Annotated in this window: 24 protein-coding genes; 9 read left to right on the forward strand and 15 right to left on the reverse strand. The window is 43.2% G+C overall.

Annotated elements, in window-relative coordinates:
- Positions 1-27: 27 nt before the first annotated feature.
- Positions 28-651 (reverse strand): TetR/AcrR family transcriptional regulator, encoded by a 624-nt coding sequence (locus MTX11_RS12475; RefSeq protein WP_243475251.1) that lies wholly within the window; start codon positions 649-651, stop codon positions 28-30.
- 148 nt (positions 652-799) lie between these two features.
- On the opposite strand from MTX11_RS12475, the gene MTX11_RS12480 reads away from it, so the two are divergent.
- The 3 genes from MTX11_RS12480 to MTX11_RS12490 all read left to right on the forward strand — a co-directional run bounded on the left by MTX11_RS12480 (position 800) and on the right by MTX11_RS12490 (position 5,552).
- Positions 800-1,903 carry an efflux RND transporter periplasmic adaptor subunit gene (locus MTX11_RS12480; RefSeq protein WP_191112869.1) on the forward strand — a complete coding sequence of 368 codons (1,104 nt, stop codon included), beginning with the start codon at positions 800-802 and terminating at the stop codon, positions 1,901-1,903.
- Positions 1,904-1,905: 2 nt separating this feature from the next.
- Positions 1,906-5,043: an efflux RND transporter permease subunit gene (locus tag MTX11_RS12485; RefSeq protein ID WP_243475252.1), complete on the forward strand. Its 3,138-nt coding sequence runs from the start codon at positions 1,906-1,908 to the stop codon at positions 5,041-5,043.
- 131 nt (positions 5,044-5,174) lie between these two features.
- Positions 5,175-5,552 carry a hypothetical protein gene (locus MTX11_RS12490; RefSeq protein ID WP_005094781.1) on the forward strand — a complete coding sequence of 126 codons (378 nt, stop codon included), beginning with the start codon at positions 5,175-5,177 and terminating at the stop codon, positions 5,550-5,552.
- Positions 5,553-5,575: 23 nt separating this feature from the next.
- Here the strand turns inward: MTX11_RS12490 and MTX11_RS12495 are convergent, their stop codons facing one another.
- Positions 5,576-6,637, reverse strand: a complete 1,062-nt coding sequence (locus MTX11_RS12495) for an RNA-guided endonuclease InsQ/TnpB family protein (RefSeq protein ID WP_243475253.1) — start codon at positions 6,635-6,637, stop codon at positions 5,576-5,578.
- Positions 6,638-6,849: 212 nt separating this feature from the next.
- Between MTX11_RS12495 and dnaJ the strand changes: the two genes are divergently transcribed.
- The 6 genes from dnaJ to MTX11_RS12525 all read left to right on the forward strand — a co-directional run bounded on the left by dnaJ (position 6,850) and on the right by MTX11_RS12525 (position 11,263).
- Positions 6,850-7,968, forward strand: a complete 1,119-nt coding sequence (gene dnaJ / locus MTX11_RS12500; RefSeq protein ID WP_180001689.1) for a molecular chaperone DnaJ — start codon at positions 6,850-6,852, stop codon at positions 7,966-7,968.
- A gap of 599 nt (positions 7,969-8,567) precedes the next feature.
- Positions 8,568-8,783, forward strand: coding sequence for a cold-shock protein (locus MTX11_RS12505; protein WP_005105001.1), 216 nt, complete (start codon positions 8,568-8,570; stop codon positions 8,781-8,783).
- Between the two features lie 111 nt (positions 8,784-8,894).
- Positions 8,895-9,122, forward strand: coding sequence for a hypothetical protein (locus MTX11_RS12510; protein WP_004647679.1), 228 nt, complete (start codon positions 8,895-8,897; stop codon positions 9,120-9,122).
- 70 nt (positions 9,123-9,192) lie between these two features.
- Positions 9,193-9,390, forward strand: a complete 198-nt coding sequence (locus tag MTX11_RS12515) for a hypothetical protein (protein WP_004728908.1) — start codon at positions 9,193-9,195, stop codon at positions 9,388-9,390.
- Between the two features lie 350 nt (positions 9,391-9,740).
- On the forward strand, positions 9,741-10,562 hold the full coding sequence (dapB, locus tag MTX11_RS12520) for a 4-hydroxy-tetrahydrodipicolinate reductase (protein ID WP_004728905.1): 822 nt from the start codon (positions 9,741-9,743) through the stop codon (positions 10,560-10,562).
- 56 nt (positions 10,563-10,618) lie between these two features.
- Positions 10,619-11,263, forward strand: a complete 645-nt coding sequence (locus MTX11_RS12525; RefSeq protein WP_243475254.1) for an START domain-containing protein — start codon at positions 10,619-10,621, stop codon at positions 11,261-11,263.
- 5 nt (positions 11,264-11,268) lie between these two features.
- Here MTX11_RS12525 and MTX11_RS12530 read toward each other — a convergent pair whose 3' ends face one another.
- The 13 genes from MTX11_RS12530 to MTX11_RS12590 all read right to left on the reverse strand — a co-directional run bounded on the left by MTX11_RS12530 (position 11,269) and on the right by MTX11_RS12590 (position 23,231).
- The gene (locus MTX11_RS12530; RefSeq protein ID WP_243475255.1) at positions 11,269-12,336 is read right to left on the reverse strand and encodes an RNA-guided endonuclease InsQ/TnpB family protein; all 1,068 of its coding nucleotides are present in this window, start codon (positions 12,334-12,336) and stop codon (positions 11,269-11,271) included.
- Positions 12,337-12,851: 515 nt separating this feature from the next.
- Entirely contained in the window at positions 12,852-13,880 is a 1,029-nt protein-coding gene (gene ahr, locus MTX11_RS12535; RefSeq protein WP_243475256.1) for an NADPH-dependent aldehyde reductase Ahr, read from the reverse strand.
- Positions 13,881-13,885: 5 nt separating this feature from the next.
- Positions 13,886-14,467: a DNA-3-methyladenine glycosylase I gene (locus tag MTX11_RS12540; protein ID WP_168730557.1), complete on the reverse strand. Its 582-nt coding sequence runs from the start codon at positions 14,465-14,467 to the stop codon at positions 13,886-13,888.
- A 24-nt stretch (positions 14,468-14,491) separates the two neighbouring features.
- Positions 14,492-14,737, reverse strand: a complete 246-nt coding sequence (locus MTX11_RS12545) for a hypothetical protein (protein WP_243475257.1) — start codon at positions 14,735-14,737, stop codon at positions 14,492-14,494.
- A 15-nt stretch (positions 14,738-14,752) separates the two neighbouring features.
- The gene (locus MTX11_RS12550; RefSeq protein WP_243475258.1) at positions 14,753-15,295 is read right to left on the reverse strand and encodes a M23 family metallopeptidase; all 543 of its coding nucleotides are present in this window, start codon (positions 15,293-15,295) and stop codon (positions 14,753-14,755) included.
- A 69-nt stretch (positions 15,296-15,364) separates the two neighbouring features.
- On the reverse strand, positions 15,365-16,393 hold the full coding sequence (mutY, locus tag MTX11_RS12555; RefSeq protein ID WP_168730555.1) for an A/G-specific adenine glycosylase: 1,029 nt from the start codon (positions 16,391-16,393) through the stop codon (positions 15,365-15,367).
- A gap of 161 nt (positions 16,394-16,554) precedes the next feature.
- On the reverse strand, positions 16,555-16,914 hold the full coding sequence (locus tag MTX11_RS12560) for an HIT family protein (RefSeq protein ID WP_026055739.1): 360 nt from the start codon (positions 16,912-16,914) through the stop codon (positions 16,555-16,557).
- A gap of 94 nt (positions 16,915-17,008) precedes the next feature.
- Entirely contained in the window at positions 17,009-17,743 is a 735-nt protein-coding gene (locus tag MTX11_RS12565) for a dienelactone hydrolase family protein (protein WP_086044282.1), read from the reverse strand.
- A gap of 164 nt (positions 17,744-17,907) precedes the next feature.
- Positions 17,908-18,597 (reverse strand): BamJ family beta-barrel-assembly machinery protein, encoded by a 690-nt coding sequence (locus MTX11_RS12570; RefSeq protein WP_168730553.1) that lies wholly within the window; start codon positions 18,595-18,597, stop codon positions 17,908-17,910.
- A gap of 48 nt (positions 18,598-18,645) precedes the next feature.
- Entirely contained in the window at positions 18,646-19,350 is a 705-nt protein-coding gene (locus tag MTX11_RS12575) for a BamJ family beta-barrel-assembly machinery protein (protein WP_138743139.1), read from the reverse strand.
- 177 nt (positions 19,351-19,527) lie between these two features.
- Positions 19,528-21,711: a polysaccharide biosynthesis tyrosine autokinase gene (locus tag MTX11_RS12580; RefSeq protein WP_243475259.1), complete on the reverse strand. Its 2,184-nt coding sequence runs from the start codon at positions 21,709-21,711 to the stop codon at positions 19,528-19,530.
- A gap of 36 nt (positions 21,712-21,747) precedes the next feature.
- Positions 21,748-22,176 carry a low molecular weight protein-tyrosine-phosphatase gene (locus MTX11_RS12585; RefSeq protein ID WP_138743141.1) on the reverse strand — a complete coding sequence of 143 codons (429 nt, stop codon included), beginning with the start codon at positions 22,174-22,176 and terminating at the stop codon, positions 21,748-21,750.
- The gene (locus MTX11_RS12590; protein ID WP_206687200.1) at positions 22,176-23,231 is read right to left on the reverse strand and encodes a polysaccharide biosynthesis/export family protein; all 1,056 of its coding nucleotides are present in this window, start codon (positions 23,229-23,231) and stop codon (positions 22,176-22,178) included. Before MTX11_RS12590 ends, MTX11_RS12585 begins: the two co-directional genes overlap by 1 nt.
- Between the last annotated feature and the right edge of the window lie 315 nt (positions 23,232-23,546).

The raw sequence follows: 23,546 nt of genomic DNA on the forward strand, positions 1-23,546 counted from the left end.
ATCGGTGATCAATCCAAAGGAAAGGATTTAATCCGAAAGGGCATATTTCAGCATAAACAGTTCAATGGCCTCGCCAATAATCTGTTGCTGTTCTGCGCTTGAAGGGGGAGGGCTGAGACCCAACAGGATTTTCTGATGACGGGTTCCGGTCAGCAGGGACACGATCAGCTCGGTCTGTTTTTCTGGAAGATCGACCCGAATAAAGCGGTATTGCTGGGCCAGAGCAAAGAAATCATTCCAGACTGCATCCAGTTTGTTATGCGAGGCCTGATAAAACTGTTCTGCCAGAGGACTTTGCTGCGAGGCCAGTTCCATCAGTAGCAGGTCCAGCTTGATCGCTTCTGGTAAATGAATAATATTTAAAGCGCGCTGACAGGCCTGATAAAACTCCTGCGCAAAGTCACTGCTCGGCTGCAAGAGTTGAGGATGTTCATGCAGAATGGCTTCACAGGTATCCTCAATCGCACAGCTAAACAGGGTCGCCTTATCCTGAAAATGGTTATACACCGTCAGCTTGGTTACACCTGCCTCACGTGCAATCTGGTTCATGCTGGAGGCATGATAGCCATGCGCTAAAAACAGCGCTTTGGCCACGCTGAGTATGCGCTGACGCTTTTCCAGATCCTTGGGTCGTCCTACAGGTATTTGCACAATTTCTTCCAAAAAAAGTCAACACGGTCATTGCTTTGATGATTCAGTTGTAATTAGTGTACCGGGTGGTATATTAATTAAAAAACAAGCAATTCAATATATCAGCATAGTTTGCCCTAAAAAAGATGATCAGATAAGAGCGAATAAGATGAGCAGGATTTACAGCGTATTGGCTGGCATGGTGGTGCTTTGCAGCGTGACCTTAACCGGGTGCAGCAAAGATACTGCTGCAGCAGAACAGGAAGTTCCCTTTGTCATGGTGGCCACACCCACCACTTCACAGCATGAATTAAAAAGTTATGCCGGTGATGTGCAGGCGCGCCAGCAAACGGCGCTGGCCTTTCGGGTCGCTGGACAGGTGACCCAGCGCTTCGCCGATGTGGGTGACCAGGTCAAAGTCGGGCAAGTCCTGGCAACTCTGGATGTCAAAGATGCCCAGCTGCAGCTGAATGCAGCACGTGCCCAGCTGGAAAGCGCGCAGTCTGCCACTAAGATTGCTCAGGATGAATTACAACGTTTCAAGCAGTTATTGCCATCCAATGCCGTGAGCCGCTCACAATATGACGCGATCGAAAACCAGTACAAGACCGCCCTGTCAAATCTGAAGCAGGCACAATCCAACTATGATACCGCTAAAAACCAGACTGCTTATAACCAGCTGATTGCCACCAGAAACGGCGTAATCACTGCACGCAATATTGAAACAGGTCAGGTGGTCGCTGCCGGGCAGGCGGCGTATGAACTGGCAATTGCCGGCGAGCGTGAAGTGGTGATTGGGGTGCCGGAACAGGCAATTGCTGAAATTAGGGTGGGGCAAGCGGCTCTGGTCACCTTATGGTCCAAACCTGAAGAAAAATTTGCCGCCATTGTCCGAGAGATTTCACCGGCAGCGGACCAGTCGCGTACCTTCAGGGTTAAAGTTTCCTTACGTGAAGGCAATGGCCAGATCCAGCTGGGACAAAGTGCCCGGGTATTTTTTCAGCACAGCCGCGATAATATGCTCAGTGTGCCGCTATCCAGTGTCTCGGCAACGGATCAGCAGGCTTATGTCATGGTGGTCCAGTCGGATCATACCTTACGTAAAGTCCCGGTCCAGCTCGGTGCCTATGGCCGGGACAGTGTTCCTGTATTCAGTGGCCTCAAGCCGGAAGACTATGTGGTGATTGGCGGCGTACATCTGCTGCGTAACCAGCAAAAAATCAATCCGATTGATCGTGAAAACCGTCGTGTGACCATTCAGGCAGGGAGTTAAGCATGAACTTTAACCTGTCGGAATGGGCTTTAAAAAATAAAGGTCTGGTGCTGTATTTCATGATCCTGCTGGGTCTGATCGGCATCGTCTCTTATTCCAAACTGTCACAAAGTGAAGATCCGCCTTTTACCTTTAAAGTCATGGTGATCCAGACTTACTGGCCGGGTGCCAGTGCCAAAGAAATCTCCCTACAGGTCACTGACCGGATTGAAAAGGAACTGATGACCACGGGACAGTATGACCGCATCATGGCCTATTCGCGTCCGGGTGAATCCATGGTGACTTTTGTTGCCAAGGATTCCCTGGCTTCGAAAGATGTCGCTGATGTCTGGTATAACGTGCGCAAGAAGGTGGGCGATATCCGGCATGAATTGCCACAAGGGGTACAAGGGCCGTTCTTTAATGATGAATTCGGCGATACCTTTGGCAATATTTATGTGCTCAAGGGTAAAGATTTTGACTATGCGACCCTCAAGGAATACGCCGACCGCTTACAGCTGCAACTGCAACGGGTCAAAGATGTTGCCAAAGTTGAGCTGATTGGCCTGCAAGACCAGAAAATCTGGATTGAGATTTCCAATACCAAGGCCATTCAGCTGGGCGTTCCAGTCATGGCGATTCAGCAAGCCCTGCAGCAGCAAAATGCCACCACCCAGTCCGGTTTTTTTGAAACCGGTTCAGACCGGATTCAGGTGCGGGTCAGTGGTGCATTAAACAGTGTTGAAGAATTAAGACAGATGCCGCTGCTGGTCAATGGCAAAACTATTCAGCTGGGAGATGTCGCAGAAGTCTATCGAGGCTTTAGTGATCCGGCACAGCCCCGGATGCGCTTTATGGGCGAAAACGGCATTGGTATTGCTGTATCGATGCGCAAGGGTGGGGACATCATTGCCTTGGGTAAAAATCTGGAACAGGAATTCGCCCGCCTGCAAAAAGCTCTGCCACTCGGCATGGAGCTGCAAAAAGTCTCCGATCAGCCGGTGGCAGTTAAACGCAGTATTAACGAATTTATGAAAGTGCTGGCAGAAGCGGTGATTATCGTATTGCTGGTCAGTTTTTTCTCGCTCGGTTTCCGGACCGGTCTGGTGGTGGCTTTCTCGATTCCGCTGGTGCTGGCCATGACCTTTGCCGGTATGCAGCTGTTTGATGTCGGACTGCATAAAATTTCCTTGGGGGCGCTGATTCTGGCCCTCGGTCTGCTAGTCGATGATGCCATTATCGCGATTGAAATGATGGCGATTAAAATGGAGCAGGGTTATAGCCGTTTACAGGCGGCCGGGCATGCCTGGCGCACCACGGCTTTTCCTATGCTGACCGGGACCCTGATTACCGCTGCCGGTTTTCTGCCGATCGCCACTGCAGCTTCGAGTACCGGGGAATATACCCGTTCGATTTTCCAGGTAGTGACCATTGCATTGCTGGTGTCCTGGATTGCCGCGGTACTATTTGTGCCATATTTAGGCGATAAACTTCTACCGGATTTCAACAAAGATTTAATTCAAAAAGCGCCGTGGTACCAGCGTCTCTGGGCACGTCTGCGCAAACAGCCAGAACCTCAGCCGATTGTGCATCACGCCGGTAAACATTATGACCCCTATCAAACCCGGTTTTATCGGGGTTTTCGCCGTTGGGTCGATGCCTGTGTGACCTATCGTAAAACTGTCATTGCTGCCACGGTCGGAATTTTTATTCTGTCTATTTTAATGTTTAAGCTGGTGCCGCAGCAGTTTTTCCCGCCCTCGAACCGGGCTGAAATTCTGGTGGATCTCAAACTTGAAGAAGGTGCATCACTGAAGGCCACTGAAGCTGCAGTAAAAAAAGTCGAAGCCTTTTTATCAAAACAAGAGGGCATTGATAACTATGTGGCTTATGTTGGGATGGGATCGCCGCGTTTCTATTTACCGCTCGATCAGCAGCTGCCGCAAACCAGCTTTGCCCAGTTTGTGGTATTGGCTTCCTCGCTGGAAGACCGGAATGAAATCCGCAAATCCTTAAGTGACCAGATTCGAAAGTTATTGCCAGAAGTGCGTACCCGGGTGTCCTTGCTGGAAAATGGCCCGCCTGTGGGCTATCCACTACAGTTCAGGGTATCGGGTGAAGACTTAGGATTAGTCCGTGAATGGGCGCAGAAAGTTGCAGCCACCGTGGGAGAAAATCCGAATACCACCAATGTGCATCTGGACTGGGGCGAGCCGAGCAAAGTCATTAAACTGCAGATCGATCAGGATCGTGCCCGTCAGCTTGGGGTGAGCAGCAGTGAACTGGCCAATGTACTCAACAGCTCGATTTTGGGGGCCGGCATTGATCAGTATCGGGAAAAACGTGAACTGATTGAAATCCGTTTACGTGGTGCTCAGGCTGAACGGGTGGAGGTAGCATCTTTAGCCAGTCTGGCTGTGCCGACCGCAACCAGTACATCAGTACCTTTGGCGCAGCTGGCCAAGATTGAATACAGCTTTGAGGAAGGTCTGATCTGGCATCGTAATCGCTTGCCGACCATTACCGTGCGTGCCGATATTCGTAGCAAGTTGCAGCCCGCTACTGTGGTCAATGAACTCAAAGAGCCACTGGAAAAAATCCGGGCAGAGCTGCCGAATGGCTATCTGCTGCAAGTGGGGGGTACAGTTGAAGAATCGGCTCGTGGACAGAACTCGGTGAATGCCGGCATGCCTTTATTCCTCGCAGTCGTCATGACCCTGCTGATGATTCAGCTCAAGAGCATCTCACGGGCCTTTATTGTGTTCCTGACCGCACCTTTAGGCATTATCGGAGTGGTGTTATTCCTGTTAATTTTCAATAAACCTTTCGGTTTTGTTGCGATGCTCGGAACGATTGCCTTATCCGGAATGATCATGCGCAACTCGCTGATTCTGATTGACCAGATCGAGCAGGATATTCAGGCCGGAGAGTCGCAGTGGGATGCCATCATCAATGCCACAGTACGCCGTTGTCGTCCGATCGTATTGACCGCACTGGCTGCAGTTCTGGCCATGATTCCCTTGTCCCGCAGTATTTTCTTCGGGCCAATGGCGGTGGCGATTATGGGTGGTTTGATTGTGGCGACATTATTGACCCTGTTTTTCCTGCCTGCCCTATATGCACAGTGGTTTAAAGTGAAAAAAAGTTTAAATTCTGTTTAAATTTGTCATAATTTCAGGTGCGAAATTTGGAAATTTTCAATATAGTAGCACCTGAGATTTTTATAATTTAAAAAAATAAGTAATTGCTGCATTGGCCGAGCTGCCAATACGGTAACGAGGTTGAACCAAACATGACTCAAGATACATTAACCAAGATGCGACGTTCCGTAGCGATGGCTTATGTCTTCATGTTTTTGGCCTTATTTACCCTGTTTAGTGGACTATTGGCCTACTGGTTCGCACGTAAAGTCACCCAGGTTGATTATGCCGAGGTCTGGTTACAAGCGCAGGCACTGTGGATCATGCGTAATATCGTGATTTATACCATTTTGGCGATCTTCGCTGCGCTGTGGTTTATTCCCCTGTTTTTCTTTGCCTGGGACAGCCAGCTCTGGGTTAAAGCCTGTGTAGTGACCGGGGTAATTTTCAGCTTTATTGCCTTTATTTTCCTGATCAATGCCTGGTTTAAAGGTATCTATAAATTCTCTCAAAATAAAGCTGTGTTCTAAAGCGTTTGACATCCTCCCCCCAGCTAAAGCAAGAGGATTCCTCCTGCGAGACGCTTATGCCCAAGCGCAAGTATGTTCAGGGCGGAATTCAAATCCCGCTGCCAGACTGTACCGCAGTTCTGGCATGTCCATTCTCTTATTCCAAGATCAACCCTACCTTTCGGACTACTGCTTGATATTCGCTTACAGCACGAGCAGATCTGGGTGGTATAGGCTTCATTAACTTCTTCAAACAATACACTTGCGTTCTCGCATTTATACTTGAGCATTGTTTTGAGTTTTGAAAACCCTGTATCTAAAACCGATTTTGCCATTTTAGTTTTTACAAGCTTTTTAGCGCTTAAGCTACCTACAACAATCAGTGCATTATTTCGAACAAGCATAGTGCTTGCTTTGTGCAAACGGTCTTTACGACGGTTTGCAATCTTGGCATGTAATGCACGAACACGCTTCTTATTTCTTGCTCTTTGAGCAATACCCAATTTCTGCTCATATTTACGGTAGAACTTGGGATTTGAAATGACCGTACCATCAGAACAGGTAGCAATATCCTTTAAGCCTAGATCAATACCAATTGCTTTAGTCGCTTTAGGCTTCTCTTGCTTAGGTAAATCTACAACAAGGCATACATACCAACGCCCAAGACTATCCTCAACAAACGCACCTGTTCTTACAGTGTATTTGCTTAGGCCATAGCTATCCCACATGCCGAACTTGTTTTTTCCATATTGAATTAAGCCATCGGAATATTTAACGGCAACCTTTTTAAAGGGTATCCAACCAAGAGAGCGCCTTGCTGATTTCTTGTTACTTACACGCCATTTTAGCTTTGCTTTTTTGAATTGCTTGCGTCTTGTTACTAATTCTTCTGTCACAGCCTGAATGGTTTGACTATGTAGGCTACATTCTTTAGATGCGCCTTTTGTGTATTTCGCTACATCGTAAGCCGATAGAAATTCACCTTTTCTTTTTAAATGTTTGAACCCTAAATCATTCACATAATTCCAGACAAAGTTTACCTCAGATGCTAATTGACCTAGCACCTTGCAATGTTTGTCTTTTATTCGTAATTTAAGTGTTTTCATGGGCTTATATTAGCTCATAATAAATTAAAGGTGTTGATTTAAAAAAAACCAACGACATTTCATGTCGTATCGCTTATATCTCTGCCCTGAAGGACAGCGTTTTACGCTCCATTTGATAATTTTTTCATATTTCCCCTTGTAAAACTCGGTTTGACCCCAATTTCAGACCTCAGTTGAATATTAAACAAATTCCGTGAGGAGCATCGCCAGACATGGCTAAACGTGATTATTATGAGGTTTTGGGCGTCGCTAAAACCGCTAGTGATGATGAAATCAAAAAAGCCTACCGTAAGTTGGCGATGAAATATCATCCAGACCGTAACCCGGACAATGCTGAAGCTGAAGAGAAATTCAAAGAAGCAGCAGAAGCCTATGAAGTGCTCTCTGATGGTGAAAAGCGCAGCATGTACGACCGTATGGGCCATCAGGCCTTTGAAGGTGGTATGGGCGGCGGTGGCGGCTTCGGCGGTGGTTTCAGCGCAGAAGATATTTTCAGCCAGTTCGGTGATATTTTCGGTGGTGCTTTCGGCGGCGGTGGTGGTCGTGGCCAGCAACGCGCGCGCCGTGGTTCTGACTTACGCTATGTGATGGAACTGACCCTGGAAGAAGCGGTCAAAGGCGTCAAGAAAACTATTACCTTTACTGCACCGGCACCGTGTGATGCCTGTGATGGTAAGGGTTCAAAAAATCCAAACGATGTGGAAACCTGCCGCACCTGTCACGGTGCCGGTCAAGTGCGTATGCAGCAAGGTTTCTTCTCGGTACAGCAAACCTGTAGCACCTGTCGTGGTCAGGGCAAGATCATCAAGAACCCATGTAACAAATGTCATGGTTCGGGTGTGTCGGATCGTCAGCAAACCCTGGAAGTCACTATTCCTGCGGGTGTGGACAATGGTGACCGCGTTCGCTTGACCGGTAAGGGTGAAGCGATCCGTGATGGTCAGTCAGGTGACTTGTACGTAGAAGTGGTGGTGCGCGAGCATGAAATCTTCCAGCGTGATGGCGCTGATCTGTATATGGATGTGCCGGTATCGATTGCTGATGCAGCCTTAGGTAAGGAAGTTCAGATTCCTACGCTGGATGGCCGTGTTAGCCTGAAAATTCCTGAAGGTACGCAAACGGGTAAACTGTTCCGCTTACGTGGTAAGGGTGTTAAACCGGTACGTACCAGCATGCAAGGTGACTTGCTGTGCCGTATTGTGGTAGAAACTCCAGTGAATTTAACTGCACGTCAACGTGAACTGTTGAAAGAACTGCAAGAAACTATGGATGGTGAAGACAGCAAATCATCACCAAAGAAAAAATCATTCTTTGATCGTCTGTTTGATTGATCGAATGAAAATAAAAAAGGACGCTGCGGCGTCCTTTTTTATTATGTAGATAAGATACTCTAGATTAGAAGATGCTATTTATTAGTTGATAGGTATAGCTTAAAAACAGAAACCGCCTAAAAAGCGGTTTCTGTTTTTATATTTCATTATCTAAATAGAAAGTATGAGTCCAAATTTGGAGGGTGATAGATATTTTGTAAGTGAGAAAAAAGCATCATTCCCGAAATTAAAAAGGCCAATATTGTTATTACAGAGCTATATAATCGCATTCATTACTTATCAAATTTACCAGTACAGCAGATTACTCTTATTTTGTTATCATGACAATGAAAGCTTAATCTTATTGAAATAATTATAAATTTTACTTTTTAATAAATGAAATAAATATATATATAAGAAAACTTGATTAATTAAATTTTTCGTGTATAGTTAACTTAACTAGAAAAAAGTCTTGTTTCGGTAAATCTTCTTTAAGTATCGTAGTTTTAGTCATAATCCTTCGTTTTTTTTCAGATTTTAAGTCTCATTCTTTATTATTTCAAAGTTATAATCAGTCTATAAAATGACTAAAAAATTATTAAAAATTATTAGGATATATTATGTCAAACTCAAATGTTGTTAAAGGTACTGTAAAGTGGTTCAACGAAACTAAAGGTTTTGGTTTTATTCAACAAGAATCAGGTCCAGATGTTTTTGCTCATTTCAGTGAAATTGCGAGTTCAGGTTTTAAAACCTTGCTTGAAGGCCAGCTGGTTGAATTCAGTGTAGCTCAAGGTCAAAAAGGACCGAATGCTGTAAATATTGTTGCTATCTAAGCAAGAATAAACAGTAAAAAAAGCACTTAATAAGTGCTTTTTTTATCGTTCAAAATTTAATTTTAAGTTATTTTCAAAATTGGAAAAATCTTTAGAAAAACAGGATTCAAGTTGTTAAAAATAAATGATTTAATTGCAAAATCTAAAAATGGTACTGAAATTATTGTTTCGTTAATTCCTCTCAATAAAATGCAAAATACACGTCAGGGTTTAAAAAGAATTGAAGTGGGTAAAAGAGTTCTTCTTTCCTCTGGAGTTGAGGTAGATTTAAACTTAGATGGTCGTACATTCTATACTTCTCTAAATCAATTATTTAAGCTAAATCATAAAGTTATTTAAAGATAAAATTAACAAACATCAAATTTTTAGTGGATATTTTGCCACTTTAACTATTATTAAAGGTATAGATATGCTTAAACAAAGTATCAGTGTAAAGGATCAGTTTGGGGCTCAACAGGCTATTCAAGCAACAGTCGATCATCATTTTTCTAAAACACAATCTCATTCCAATATAAAACATATCACTGTAGATGGTGAAGATATTCGTCCCAGTTTTGAAATGTGCTTTCAAAGTACCTTAAGTGGAAAAATTTTCAAAATCGTATAGATCATTCCTAAGTGACTTAGGTTCATCGCTTCAGTGAGAGATAAGCTGAGCTGAATTGAAAGACAATAAAAACTCTAGACGATCCTAATCTGCCCCCGAAGCTTAAATGTTCTTCATCTGATTTGAAAGCTGCTTTTTGAAGAGGGTTAGGTTCATGCGTGCTATTGATCCATATCCGACGACCTGGATGAGATCTAGCCCATAATTCCAAAGACCGGATTGAAACTCTTATCAATATCAGTGATTTCGATCTTTGAGTATTTTCATTGATTTTTATGCAATGCATCTTAGTGTTATTCCGCAGTTTTGCTATAGTAAGAGCAATTTTGGATCAACATCAGGACTATGTTATGTCAGCTACACCACGCATTGGGATCTTGGGTGCAGGCGGTCGTATGGGGCGTATCCTTATTCAGGCTGTGCATGAAGCAGGTTATCAATTGGCGGCTGCGGTAGAACGCCCTGAAAGTACACTATTAGGCGCAGATGCTGGCGAACTTGCCGGAATTGGCGCAACAGGTGTTAAGGTCGTGGGTAGCCTTACCGATGTAGTCAAAGACTGTGATGTCGTGATTGATTTCACTGCGCCAGCAGCGACCGTCAATCATCTGAAAATCTGCCGTGAAGCCGGTGTTGCCATCGTGATTGGTACGACGGGTATGAATGACGAGCAAAAAGCCTATCTTGATCAATCTGCGACAGAAACTCCTGTAGTTTATGCAGCAAACTATTCAGTGGGTGTGAACGTCTCGATCAAACTGCTTGAACTGGCCTCTAAAGTTTTTGGTGATACGGTTGATATCGAAGTGATTGAAGCACATCACCGTCATAAAGTAGATGCGCCATCGGGTACAGCTTTGATGTGGGGTGAGGCGATTGCGGAAACTTTGGGTCGTGACTTAAAAGAAGATGCAGTGTATTGCCGTGAAGGTCATACTGGTCCGCGTGAGCGTAAGAGTATTGGCTTCCAGACCATTCGTGGTGGCGATATTGTCGGTGAACATACCGCGATGTTTATTGCCGATGGGGAACGTGTGGAAATTACCCATAAAGCCACCAATCGCATGAACTTTGCTTCTGGTGCGGTACGTGCTGCGGCTTGGGTCGTAGGCCGTGAAGCGCGTAAATATGATATGAAGGACGTGCTCGGTTTTAACGATATTCAGGTTTAAAACCGAGTCAAAATTATTTATAAAAAAATCTAAAACTAAAATAAGACGAATAAAAAATGCAAAAAATGATTTTCCTGCTCTGTGCAGTGGCGCTTGGTGCCATTGCGCAGGCCAAGCCTGTCGGGACGCCTAAACTCAGTATTCATAAAAACAATATCAAGGTCTGGACCTACCAGAATGAACAAAACCCGGTTTTTCTCTATAAAGCTGAAACGACCTATACTGCACCGCTTGAAAATGCCGTGTCCCTCATTTTGAATGTTGAGCATGCAGTACAGTGGGTTCCCTATATGGATAGCATCAAGATCCTGTCCCGCGATGATAAAAAAGGTGACTTTACCCTGTATATGGTGCTGGATTTTCCATTTCCCTTAAAAGACCGTGACCTGATTGTACAGGGCAAGATGATCAAGGAAGCCAATGGCCAGATCACCATCAAGAATAAAGCCATCCAAAGTGGCTATCCTTTAAATCCGGATTATGTGCGTTTAACCGATTATCAGGGCGACTGGACTTTTCAGAAACTAGCCAATAACAAGGTCAAGGTTTCAACCTATGGTTATGCCAATCCGGAAGGTTCCATTCCTTTGACCTTCGTAAATATGTTCGTGCAACAACAACCTTATCAGATGCTGCAGAAAATGAAGACCGAGCTGGCCAAGCCTTTACCTATTGCGGTCTTGCCTGAAGCCCTGCATTGACATCCTCACATCCCTAAAACGGAGGTGATTCCTACTGCTAGACGCTTATGCCCAAGCGCAAGTATGTTCTTAGCAGAATTTAAATCACGTTGATTTAAACTACCGCATTCACATTCCCATACTCTTATTCGCAAATCTGCTCTACCTTTCGGACTGCTTGCGGTGATCTCACCACAGCACGAACAGATTTGGGTTGTGAACCTCTCACTCACTTCTTCAAACAATACCCCTGCGTTCTCGCATTTATACTTGAGCATTGTTTTAAGTGCTGAAAACCCTGTATCTAAAACCGATTTTGCCATTTTGGTTTTTACAAGTTTCTTGGCACTCAGATCACCAACAATAATCAATGCATTTTCTTTCACAAGCATGGTGCTTGCTTTGTGCAAATGGTCTTTTCGACAATTCGCAATCTTGGCGTGAAATGCACGTACACGTTTTTTATTTTTTGCTCTTTGAGCAATCCCTAATTTCTGCTCGTATTTTTGATAGAACTTGGGATTTGAAATGACCGTACCATCTGAACAGGTAGCAATGTCTTTTAGACCAAGATCAATACCAATCGCTTGAGTTACAGTTGGTTTGTCTTGCTTGGGTGAATCGGCAACAAGGCACACGTACCAGCGCCCACGACTATCCTCAACGAATGAGCCTGTTCTAACGCTGTATTTACTTATACCGTAGCTATCCCACAGTTTGAATTGATACTTGCCATATTGCACATATCCATCAGCATATTTAATCGCTACTTTTTTAAATGGTATCCAACCAAGTGAACGTCTTGCCGACTTCTTATTACTTACACGCCATTTCAGCTTTGCTTTCTTGTGCTGTCTTCTTTTATTAACATATTCTTCTGTTATCCCTTGTACTGTTTGACTATGCAAACCACACAGTTTTGAAGTTCCTTTTGTGTATTTAGTCATATCAAATGCTGAGAAAAAGTCACCTGTTCCTGTAAGGTGTTTGAAACTTAAATCATTCACATAATTCCAGACAAAGTTCACCTCGGATGCTAACTGATTTAGCACCTTGCAATGTTTGTCTTTTATGCGTAATTTAAGTGTTTTCATAGGCTTATATTAGCTCATGTTAAATTAAAATTATTGATTCTTAAAAATTAAACGACATTTCATGTCGTGTCTCTTATATCTCTGACCTGAAAGATAGCATTTTACGCTCCATTTGATAAAAAAGACCCAATTGCTGTAATGCTGATCAGTTAAGAAATTTAGAAATAGTTTCTTTAACTTTTCAGTCGTTCACGAGAAATTTTTAACTTTTTAAATCAAATATTTGCAATATCATTTGTTACTTTGGTTTCGCTCAAATGATAAGCGGAGCTTCGCCAGGAAGGCATCTTGCAGAGCAATAGTCCTCCCCACAAAACTCGTCAGCCAGCATCCATTAGTAAATTTGTCGCAGAAACAATCATTTTTTAATGTAGTCCTGCCTCGAACAGTTGCGGATGACTTTCCCACCTATTAAATATAATCCTGAATTTAAAAAAGAAAATGCCAGTCAATTTCTTAACTGACTGGCATTACCCAATTGCTGGGTCTTTTTAACGGCTAAAAATAGGCAGGATTTAAGCTGTAAGATCCGCTTTAAGTACAATCCGGTAACGAGCTTTGCCAGAATGCAGATGTTCAATCGCCTGATTCAGTTGTGACATCGGGAAAACTTCAATTTGTGGGGCAATATTTTTACGTGCAGCAAATTGGAGTAACTGACGTAATGCCGCCGGTGAACCTGTCGGTGAACCGGTGACTGATTTAGCTCCGCCAATCAGCATGCCAGCCGGAATCTGCATCGGCTCAAGTGGTAAACCTAGCATATGCACAGTGCCATTCGGCGCCAAAGTTGCCAGATAAGCCTGCCAGTTCAAGGTAACATTGACAGTACTCAGTAATAAATCAAACTTGCCACGCTGGGCTTTTAATGCAGCGACATCACGACTGTTCACCACATGGTCAGCGCCCATGGCTCTCAGCTCATCGGTTTTATCCAGATTTGAAGTGAAAGCGGTAATCTCGCAGCCCCAAGCTTTGAGCAATTTAATCGCGATATGACCTAAACCACCAATCCCGATTACGCCAACATGATGAATAGCTTGAATCTGATGTTTGAGAATCGGATCGAATACGGTAACCCCGCCGCAGAGCAGAGGGCCGGCACTTTCAGGATCAAGATCTTCGGGTAGGGGAATGACCCATTGCCAGCCAGCACGCACTTTGTCGGCAAAACCACCGGCATGTCCGACAATGGTAGCCATCTGACCGCCAGTACACAGCACCTGCTGGCCTGAAATGCAGGGATCGCAATATTGGCAGCTTTCCGCTGTCCAGCCGATACCCACCCGTTGCCCAACTTTCAGGCCTTTGGCTTCTGCACCCAGATGGGTAATGGTACCGATAATCTCATGTCCAGCCACGACTGGATAGACGGATGAACCCCAGTCATTATTGATCACTGAAATATCGGAATGACAGAGGCCGCAGTATTCCACTTTTACTTCGACCTGATGCGGCTGCAGTTCTCCGGCATCAAACTGATAAGGTTCGAGTTCCGCACCTGCAGACATGGCAGCATAAGCTTGAATAATATTATTCGACATGATTTTTAGCTCTTATTTAAATGCGAGGATATTGTTTTAAAGTCACAATGATTTTCATGGTCATCGACCATACCAACGGCCTGCATAAAGGCATAGCAAATGGTGGGTCCGACAAATTTAAAACCGGCCTGTTTGAGTGCTTTAGACATCTTCTGGCTCTCAATGGTTTGAGCGGGTGCTTGGCGATAATCCACAACATCATTATTCAGTCGCGGTTGCTGGGCAAAAGACCAGAGCCAATCCACCGGATTGATGCCTTGCTGTTTTAGTTTCAGCCAGGCTTGGGCATTTTCCCTAATGGCATTCAGCTTGCCGCGATGCCGTATCAGGCTAGCATCTTCGAGTTTTATTTGGAGTTGTTGATCTGTAAGTGAGGCGATAGATTCAATCGAATATTGAAAAAAATGTTCACGATAAACTTCACGTTTTCTGAGAACGGTAATCCAGGCCAGACCAGCCTGCTGTCCTTCCAGGCACAGCATTTCAAACAGGCGATTTTCATCCAGCAGTGCCTGTCCCCATTCCTGGTCATGGTAGGTGATATACAGCGGATCATCGGAGCACCAGCCACAGCGTTGCACAGTCATGTGATGCTCCTTGTTTTTATGGTTTTATAATTTAAAAATAGTCCATTGATCTTGCTGGTTATCCCAGTAAGACAACTCAGCCTGATCCAGATCGCTAAATTGAATCCACATATCTTTACCGACCTTGTCAGCATAACCGGTACTGATCAGAAGCGCATCCTCGGTAATTTCCATCACCCAACCCTGGTAAGTTTGACCATTCCATACAATTTTTTGTTGATTGCCTGATTCAGCAAATTCCACCAGACGATTGATCAACGCTTCTGACATGTAAATATCCTAAAATTAACGTAAATAGGGATAAGGGTTGACCACACCGCGGCCCTTGCCCTGTAAATAGATTCCATAATGTAGATGTGGTGCAGTATGCCGGGCATTGCCGCTGTTGCCGACATAACCGATCAGCTGGCCTTTTTTGACATAGTCGCCCACTTTTAAACCGCGCTTATGTCCGTCCAGATGAGCATAATAATGCCACGAGCCGCTCGGACCCAGAATCCAGGCTACTTTACCACCCAAATTGTTATTACGTAAATCTGCAATCAGACCCTCAGTCGCGCTAAAAACTTTGGTTCCACGTGGAGCCATGATATCAATGCCTTCATGCAGGTGTCCGCGACTGCGCGAAGCGCCCCAGGTATCTGTTAATTCACGTGCCTGTACGCGTGCCACCGGGATTGGCAGAGAAGAGGGCATCCGCATATTTTTCAGCTTTTGCACCAGAATGGGATTGAGCTGTACAGCGGGAGATTTTTTCGGTGTACTGCTACAGGCAGCCAGCAGCACAGCTATTAAAGCAATCCATGTCAAAGCAAGGTATTGGCGCACTTTATTCATCCTTAAATATTGGCAATGCTCATGTCGAGCTGATCGATATTTTGCTTTGTCCAGACTATGTCATAGATTGACGCTAGTGATCAATTTTTTCATGGCAGTTGGAATACCGGCATCGGTTGCTGTTTGCGGACTCATCCAGCAGCCTTGCAGTTCAATCGCCAGATGCTCCTGCTGATCTTGATCTACAGCAAAAACAATCGCTTCAAGATGCCAGGTAAAATGGGTAAAACTGTGGCTAATCTGGGTCTTTTTGACGATATTTTTCAGGCCCAGCTGCTGACATCGCTGTTCCAATTCATGTGCATTTTCAATAATCGGCAGACACCAGAGACCACCCCAAAGACCACTATTGGGACGTTGCTGCCAGAGCCAGTCTGTACCGGACTGGATCAGCAAGACCTGAGCAGAGCGTACTGGAATCGGTTTTTTGACCTTTTTGAAAGGCAATTCATTTTCCAGTCCTTGCTGATGTGCCTTGCAATGCTGCTGCATTGGACAATACAGACACAAAGGCTTTTTTGGCGTACATACGGTTGCTCCCAGATCCATAATCGCCTGGGTATAGTCATGATTGCGTTCAATAGGACAGAGTTGTTCTGCCAGTTGCCATAAGGCACGTTCATGCACCGGTTTGGAAAGATCATCTTCAATGGCAAAGAAACGTGACAATACCCGTTTGACATTACCATCCATGATTACGCCATATTGACGTAAACCCAGTGACATCAGGGCGCCCGCGGTAGAACGGCCAATGCCGGGCAAAGCCATCCATTCTTCCAGAGTATGAGGGAACTGCTGCTGTGCCGTCACGATGCCGGCAGCTTTATGCAGATTGCGGGCGCGGGCATAATAGCCGAGACCTGCCCAGTAAGGTGCAACCTCATCCCATGAGGCTTGACCTAAGACCTGAACCCTCGGAAAACGCTGGATAAATCGTTCGAAATATTGCAGTACAGTTTTGACCTGGGTTTGCTGCAACATGATTTCAGAGACCCAGACTTTATACGGATCATCTGTCACCTGCCAGGGCAAGTCATGACGACCATGCACATCAAACCATTCCAACAGGGCATCTGAAAATACGAACATGAACACCTAGCAACCGAATAAGCAGCAGCTAGTATAGCGGAATCAGCAGGATGGGAATGTGAAAAGTAGGATAAAAAATGGCTGCTCATTTATTTGGGCAGAAGCGTGATTTCAAAAAAATAAACGCTCCGTAGAGCATTTATTTTTGATATAGAACCTGGTTAATCATTAATTCCCCAGCGCTCATCCAGCTTCAAGGTTTTGCCTGCATAACGCGGAATAATATGAATATGCAGATGTTCAACCTTTTCCTGAAAAACTTCACCGTCAATAAAGCCGACATGAAAACCGGCAGGCTGGTAGCGTAATTGCAGTTCATTGCGTGCCTGTTCCAGTAAGGACATCAAACTTTTACGTTCTTTGTCGGTCACTTCGAAAAACGAGGCCACATGCCGCAATGGAATAATCACACAGTGACCTTCGGACAATGAATTCGGTTCAGGCAACACCACACCATAATCATTTTTGGCAATGACATCATATTCGTCAAAATTGCAGTAGGGGCAGTTGGTTTCAGCCATCATACACATTCTCCTCTGGTAGGATTTATCTTTCTTTTCTTCATGAAGTATCTGAAATATTTAGCCTGTGAATAAGCCAAATAGTTGTTTCTATTTATGCCAAATGACGATCCAGCAAGGCATACATTGCTGCCAAGCCTTTTTGTTCGGCTTCTGCATTGTAACCAAGATCTACACCATTGGCTTTGGCCCGTTCATCCGCAAGCGGGTTGCTAAAGCCATGTTTGGCATTTTCAAAAACAATTACTTCATGCTCGACTTTGGCGGCATGCATTTCCTCACGGAAACTGGCCACATCATCCAAAGTCACCATGCTGTCTAGTTCACCATGTAGCACCAGGATTTCCGCCTGTACCTGACCTTCCTGAGCAGGTGCTTTTGGCGACAGAATGGCATGGAAAGTGGCCACCGCTTGTAAAGGTGCATTAGAACGGGCCAGATCCAATACGACTTTGCCGCCGTAGCAGAAACCAATCGCTGCAAGCTTATCAGCATTGACTTCATCCTGTGCTGCCAGGGCATTCAAGGCTGCTGTGGCACGGTTAACGATAGTGTCAGGATCTTCAAAAGTCTGCATCATCCACTGATGAGCCTGATCAGAATTGGTCGTGACTTTTTTATCCCCATACATGTCCATGGCCAAGGCCGCATAGCCATGTTCTGCAAGTTCACGGGCACGCTGTTCGGTATATTCATTCCGACCCCACCATTCGGGTGCGACCAGTACACCGGCAACAGGGGTATCTGTTTCTGGGGCGGCAAAATAACCAATTAATGGGCTGCCATCCTGCGCAGTATAATGAATTTCGCGAGTCTTGATTGCTGCCATGCTGACGTCCTCTATTGTTGTTGAATTGCTTGATTAAAACATAACATAGCAAAACTGATCGGAATGTGACATGAAAACCTGCGATTTACGGATACTTAAGCCCATAAAAAAAGAGAGGTCAATATAGAACCTCTCTGATTGTAGATCTGGAAAAATAGGACTTATTATTTAATAACTTCTAGTAATTCCACATCAAAAATTAAAGTACTGTTCGGTTCAATCACATCCCCTGAACCAATTTGTCCATAGGCAAGTTCTGCCGGAATGAAGAAACGATACTTGGCGCCTTCTTTCATTAACTGTAAACCTTCGGTCCAGCCCGTAATGACTTGGGTGGTTCGAAATACCACGGGCTGATTGCGGGCAATCGAGCTGTCAAAAACCGTACCATCGATCAAGCGGCCTTCATAATGTACGCGGACATTACTGTTTGCACTTGGTGATTTGCCTTTGCCTTCCTGAAGAATCTGATATTGCAGACCTGATTTGGTGGTTTTGATTCCGGGTTTTTTGGCATTTTCAGCCAGAAAAGCATGACCAATTTTGGCATTTTCTTCAGCTTGCTTTTTCAGGGTAATCAGCTCTTTGGCTTCAGCCTGACGCTTGAATTGGGTCAAGACTCGCGCCATATCTTCTTCACTTAAAGTCGCCTGTTTTCCAGCAGCTGCTGCTTTTAAACCGGTACTAAAGGCATCTAGATCAATGCCTTGTAAGGAATCTGCATTACTTTTTCCCATCAGATAACCAAAGCTGTAGCCGACCTGTTCAGCCTCAGGGCTTTTATTGGTGACTTCTTTTGCAAACAGGCTGCCAGAACTCAGCAGTAAAACCATCAAACTTATTTGTATTTTCATGATTAATTCTCAAAATAAAGGAGAGCGCGTTGCTCTCCTTTTTGTGGATTATTTTACTTCGATGAGTTCCACATCAAAAATCAAAGTACTGTGTGGAGGAATCGTACCTGGCACGCCCTGTTCACCATAACCCAGTTTAGATGGGATATACAGGGTTGCTTTACCGCCTTCTTTCATTAGTTGCAGACCTTCGGTCCAGCCTGGAATGACCTGATTTAACGGGAATTCAATTGGCTCGCCACGTTCAACTGAACTGTCAAACACGGTACCATCAACCAGTTTGCCGGTGTAATGAACTTTCACGATTGAAGTGGCTACAGGCTGCTTGCCTGTCCCTTCTTTGGTCACTAAATATTGCATACCGGATGCGGTGGTTTTTACCCCAGCTTTTTTGGCATTTTCAGTTAGGAAAGTATCACTTGATGCCTGAGCCTGTTTGGCGCTATCCAGTTGCTTCTGCTGCATGTCTTTTTGGAACTGCTCATAAGCTGCTTGTAATTCTTCTTCCGTATACGCTGGTGCGGTACGGGCATGACCTTCGCGAACGCCTGTCACAAAGCTATTAATATCCAGCTCAGGTGGAGTTTGATGAGCGACTTCATAACCGAGTGCATAGCTAATTTTAGAAACAGCAGAGGCATCTTTAGATGCTTTTGTGGTTTGAGCAACTGGGTTTTGAGTTGCATAGTAAACAGGTACTAGCGCGGCACCGCCTAGAAGAACAGCGACAGCAATCGGTAAGGCCTTGCTCATGTATTATTCCAATCTAATGTTATCGTTGAGGTTCATTCCATCTTAGCAGAAAATTTTGAGAAATCTTGCAGAATGGGTGGTTTTTTAGCAAGCGGGCATCGCAGTTGTGTTGAAGTTTAAAGAGATAAAAAAACCAGCAATAGCTGGTTTTTTTAATTCGCCAAATTAAATATCAGACTATTCTTGATCCTTGTTAGCCTTATATGCATAAGCATAATTATAGCCATAACTACCAACCGTCCCTTTTTGTACATCATTCAGAATCACGCCATTGACTTTTACATTGGCTTGTTCAAAACGGTTTACAGTAATTTCCAGCTCTTTAATTTGTGTTTTACCATGACGAGCAATTAATAAGTTTACTCCTGCATATTGAGCAATAATAATGCCATCAGTCACCGCTAGTACTGGCGGAGTATCAATCAACACATAATCAAAATGAGCAGATGCCTTCTCTAGGATAGCTTTAAACTGATCAGTGCTCAAAAGTTCTGAAGGGTTGACTGGACTTTTACCTCGAGTGATATAGTACAGATTATCTACTGTAGAATTTTGAACAACATCCTCATAACTATTTTGATGATTCAATAGTTCAGATAGACCCGGTTTTATATCTGCATTGAAATACTTATGTAAGTAACCACGACGCATATCACCATCAATGACCAGAACTCGTTTTCCCCCTTGCGCTAAAATAGCTGCTAGGTTAGTAGTAATGAATGATTTACCGATTTCTGGAGCAGGGCCTGAAATTGCAATTACATTGTTACTTGCATTCATCAAAGCAAAATGAATCGCAGTTCGCATGCTACGTAGACTTTCAATCGCAATATCATCGCTGTCTTTAACCGCAAGAATTGGGATATTCTTTTTCTTCTTCAGAAGTTTGATACGACTTTCTTGAATTATAGAGCGAGGCACAGTGGCATATACTGGCAAGTCTAACTCATTTTCAATCTGAGTAGCATCTTTAATGCCTGAACGCATCATATTTTTAAGTAATGCCAGTAAGACACCAATAAAACCACCGACAAACAGTGATAAAATTAAAACAATCAATTTTTTAGGTTTAATTGGCTCTATTGGTTCTACTGCTGTATCAACAATACGTACATTACCAATTTCACCTGCTTTAGCAATACGAAGTTGCTGGTATGAATTAAGTAAGCCTGTATAGAGTTGCTGCTTGACTTCAACTTCACGAAAAAATTGTAAATACTGGCGCTGCAATTCTGGCAAACGTTTTAAAGTACCATCTAGTTCTGCAATTTTTTTATTGATTGCACTGAGTTGTGCATTCATTTGCAGCATTATAGGATGTTCGTCTAAAAATTTTGCTGAAGCTTCAGCTACTTTTTGTTCTAATTCGACTTTTTGTGTTTCTAAAGCAATACTCTGAGTTAAATAGAGTTCAGACTCTTTAGTCACATCTATAGTATTATATTGTTGACGGAAACGGTTAAACTCACGCTCAGCAACATCGAGTTGTTGTTTTAGTTCAGGTAATTGATCTTCAAGAAATTTAAGAGTTTGTGCCGTTTCTGCAGAGCGTCGTTCGATATTCTGTTGGCTGTAGGCTGCTAAAATAGAATTCAGGACTTGAGTAATATGCTGTTTATCTTCGCCTTGATAGTTAAGACTTAAAACACCGCTCATCTTACCTTTTTCAGCCACTGAATAGTTGCTAGTTAAAGACTCCATTGCAGCAGGTAAACTCTGCTTTTCTATATTATAAGTAGTATCGAAACTGTCTTGACTAAAAATACCGACCTTCCAAAGACCGTATTCAGAGGATGATTGGCTTATTTGGTTCAATGGTGCAGAAAAAATTAACTGTTCAGTTTCCTCATCAGTCAGGTTATATTTACCCTCTGAAAAACTCAAAATTAAGTTTTTATCCTGAAAATATTGTGGGATATCAAACTGGCGAATATCAAAACTGTTTTGATTGTCTTTAAATACTACAGATTTTTCTGAGTAAGCAGTGTCATACTCGTTTTTATCTATTAGACGGTTCCAGAAACTGTCTTCTGTTCCCGAGACACGAATATTTAAATTTAAATAATTTATAACCTCACCTAGTACCAAACGTGATTTTAAAATTTCAATTTCGGCTTCAGCTGGAGATTTTTGCTCTATCATCTCGGATAAATCACCCAGTAACGCAGCTGAAGCTCCTTTACTATCTTCGACCTGTACTAGGGCATCTACCGCATATGTATCGGGTGTGGTTCTTAAATACAGTAAGGCACAGACCAAACTTAAAATAATGCATAGTGCAATCAATTTCCATTGAGCAATTAAAGAAAAAAATAGTTCTTTTAAATCAATGGTATCTTCAGTATTAGTAGTTTGGCTCATAATTTAAATATCAAAAAAAGTGGAATTTCAAAAAACTTAAATATATTTTTTCCAGTCAGCAATGCAGTCTTGAATCAATTGACAGGTTTCATCAAAAACGGTTTGATTATGCTGATATGGATCGGCAATATTTTTGCTTTGCCAATGTCCTAATCTAAAAGTTTTTCCTTTAGCAAAAGGCCAAGTTTGTTCTATATGTTTTTGTTGATTTTGACTCATTACAAGAACCAAGTCGGCTTTTTTAATCTGCTCAGCATTCAGTTTTTTCGCAATATGTGGGCTCATATCAATCCCAAAACGTTGCATACATACATTGGCTTTTTCATCCGCTGCATGACCAACTAAACCCGAAATGCCGGCAGATTCAATTTTTAGGTATGGGTATTGCTGTCTTAAAAAATATTCTGCCATCGGACTGCGGCAAATATTCCCAATACAAACCACTAAAATATGATTGATTTTCATTATTGACCTAAATTATCTAGCTGATTAAGGGCACTAGAGAATGGAATAATTTGATTTACTACACGTTGCCAGCGAGCTAGTCCTGAAGCATCGACATAGACAATATCATTACTCTGCATTTTAAACTGATTCGCGAGACCAAAGTCGGCAATACTGGTCAAATCCATCTGGTAGACTTCAGTGTGGACTGCATTAGATTGACTTCGTACTACATAAATTTTACTACGACTGGCTGAAAGAGGATTTAAACCCAGACTCTCTCCAAGTACATCACTCAGGCTCATGCCTTGATCACGCAGCGGTAAGGACTGGTTTTTACCTGATTCGCCCATGACATAAATTTTTTGATTTTCACGATTATTTACATATAGCGTGTCATTTGGCTGGATTAATAAATTATGTAGTGAAAAACCAGCTTTTTCTAATTCAACGGCATTTAAGTTATATGAGCGTCCCTGACGTACTAGAGTGATAGATGCATTATCACCTTGTTGTGCGTTTACGCCACCTGCCATACCTAAGGCAGTATAAACACTGACAGGTTGGTCACTTAAGTAAAATTGCCCCCCCTTCATCACATTACCTTGTACTGAATAACGTTGACCTTGATATGATAATACTCGTGCAATCACATCTGGGGTTCTCAGGTAACGTGACAACTGGTTGCGTAACTCACGATTGACTTGTGTGAGTGATTTGCCTGAGGCTTTATAACGACCAATAATTGGAAACTGGATATAGCCTTCAGAGTCAATCTGAAAGCCGTTTGCTAGAGCAGATTGATCACTGGTAATGCTATTACTCGGAGATGTAAGCTCTGGATAAGCCCATAAATATATGGATAAAATATCACCTGGGCTTAGATTGTAGCGTTGGTGTGATGTGCTAAAAAGATGAGAATATTGTTGTATATTATGTTCAGCAGGCTGAACAGCCATAATTGAATCTTGAGTGAGCTTAATGACATTTACTGTTGTACCCAGGTCTGTTTGAAAGACACCTTCACTTGGTAAGTCATTTGTTTGTAGACCCGAGGTGACTGCGCATCCGGTCATGCCCAAACTGAATGCTAACAAAATACTGTAACGATAGTAACTCACTCTAAATCCTGTTTTATAAAAATAATGTTTAGATACTATGAGGCAAAATAATATATGCCAAATAATGCAGATAAAATCTTTTATAAGATTCTATACTAAGTTTTATAGCTAGCCTAGGTTCATCCTTCTATATTATGCCTCTTAAATAAATTTATAGCATGGCTTAGTTGTACTAAGCTTTAAAAATTAAAAGTGATCCTAGACAAAATAATGGACAGCACGTCCCTCTAAAGATAACGTAACTTTAATCTTTGGAGATTCAAGAAATGG

The sequence above is a fragment of the Acinetobacter lwoffii genome (assembly GCF_022809915.1).
Classification (GTDB): Bacteria; Pseudomonadota; Gammaproteobacteria; order Pseudomonadales; family Moraxellaceae; genus Acinetobacter; species Acinetobacter lwoffii_M.

Coding starts and splice junctions, on each gene's coding strand:
- MTX11_RS12480 (WP_191112869.1), top strand. CDS start 800: ATGAGCAGGATTTACAGCGTATTGGCTGGCATGGTGGTGCTTTGCAGC.
- MTX11_RS12485 (WP_243475252.1), top strand. CDS start 1,906: ATGAACTTTAACCTGTCGGAATGGGCTTTAAAAAATAAAGGTCTGGTG.
- MTX11_RS12490 (WP_005094781.1), top strand. CDS start 5,175: ATGACTCAAGATACATTAACCAAGATGCGACGTTCCGTAGCGATGGCT.
- MTX11_RS12495 (WP_243475253.1), bottom strand. CDS start 6,637: ATGAAAACACTTAAATTACGAATAAAAGACAAACATTGCAAGGTGCTA.
- dnaJ (WP_180001689.1), top strand. CDS start 6,850: ATGGCTAAACGTGATTATTATGAGGTTTTGGGCGTCGCTAAAACCGCT.
- MTX11_RS12505 (WP_005105001.1), top strand. CDS start 8,568: ATGTCAAACTCAAATGTTGTTAAAGGTACTGTAAAGTGGTTCAACGAA.
- MTX11_RS12515 (WP_004728908.1), top strand. CDS start 9,193: ATGCTTAAACAAAGTATCAGTGTAAAGGATCAGTTTGGGGCTCAACAG.
- dapB (WP_004728905.1), top strand. CDS start 9,741: ATGTCAGCTACACCACGCATTGGGATCTTGGGTGCAGGCGGTCGTATG.
- MTX11_RS12525 (WP_243475254.1), top strand. CDS start 10,619: ATGCAAAAAATGATTTTCCTGCTCTGTGCAGTGGCGCTTGGTGCCATT.
- MTX11_RS12530 (WP_243475255.1), bottom strand. CDS start 12,336: ATGAAAACACTTAAATTACGCATAAAAGACAAACATTGCAAGGTGCTA.
- ahr (WP_243475256.1), bottom strand. CDS start 13,880: ATGTCGAATAATATTATTCAAGCTTATGCTGCCATGTCTGCAGGTGCG.
- MTX11_RS12540 (WP_168730557.1), bottom strand. CDS start 14,467: ATGACTGTGCAACGCTGTGGCTGGTGCTCCGATGATCCGCTGTATATC.
- MTX11_RS12545 (WP_243475257.1), bottom strand. CDS start 14,737: ATGTCAGAAGCGTTGATCAATCGTCTGGTGGAATTTGCTGAATCAGGC.
- mutY (WP_168730555.1), bottom strand. CDS start 16,393: ATGTTCGTATTTTCAGATGCCCTGTTGGAATGGTTTGATGTGCATGGT.
- MTX11_RS12560 (WP_026055739.1), bottom strand. CDS start 16,914: ATGGCTGAAACCAACTGCCCCTACTGCAATTTTGACGAATATGATGTC.
- MTX11_RS12565 (WP_086044282.1), bottom strand. CDS start 17,743: ATGGCAGCAATCAAGACTCGCGAAATTCATTATACTGCGCAGGATGGC.
- MTX11_RS12570 (WP_168730553.1), bottom strand. CDS start 18,597: ATGAAAATACAAATAAGTTTGATGGTTTTACTGCTGAGTTCTGGCAGC.
- MTX11_RS12575 (WP_138743139.1), bottom strand. CDS start 19,350: ATGAGCAAGGCCTTACCGATTGCTGTCGCTGTTCTTCTAGGCGGTGCC.
- MTX11_RS12580 (WP_243475259.1), bottom strand. CDS start 21,711: ATGAGCCAAACTACTAATACTGAAGATACCATTGATTTAAAAGAACTA.
- MTX11_RS12585 (WP_138743141.1), bottom strand. CDS start 22,176: ATGAAAATCAATCATATTTTAGTGGTTTGTATTGGGAATATTTGCCGC.
- MTX11_RS12590 (WP_206687200.1), bottom strand. CDS start 23,231: ATGACCGGATGCGCAGTCACCTCGGGTCTACAAACAAATGACTTACCA.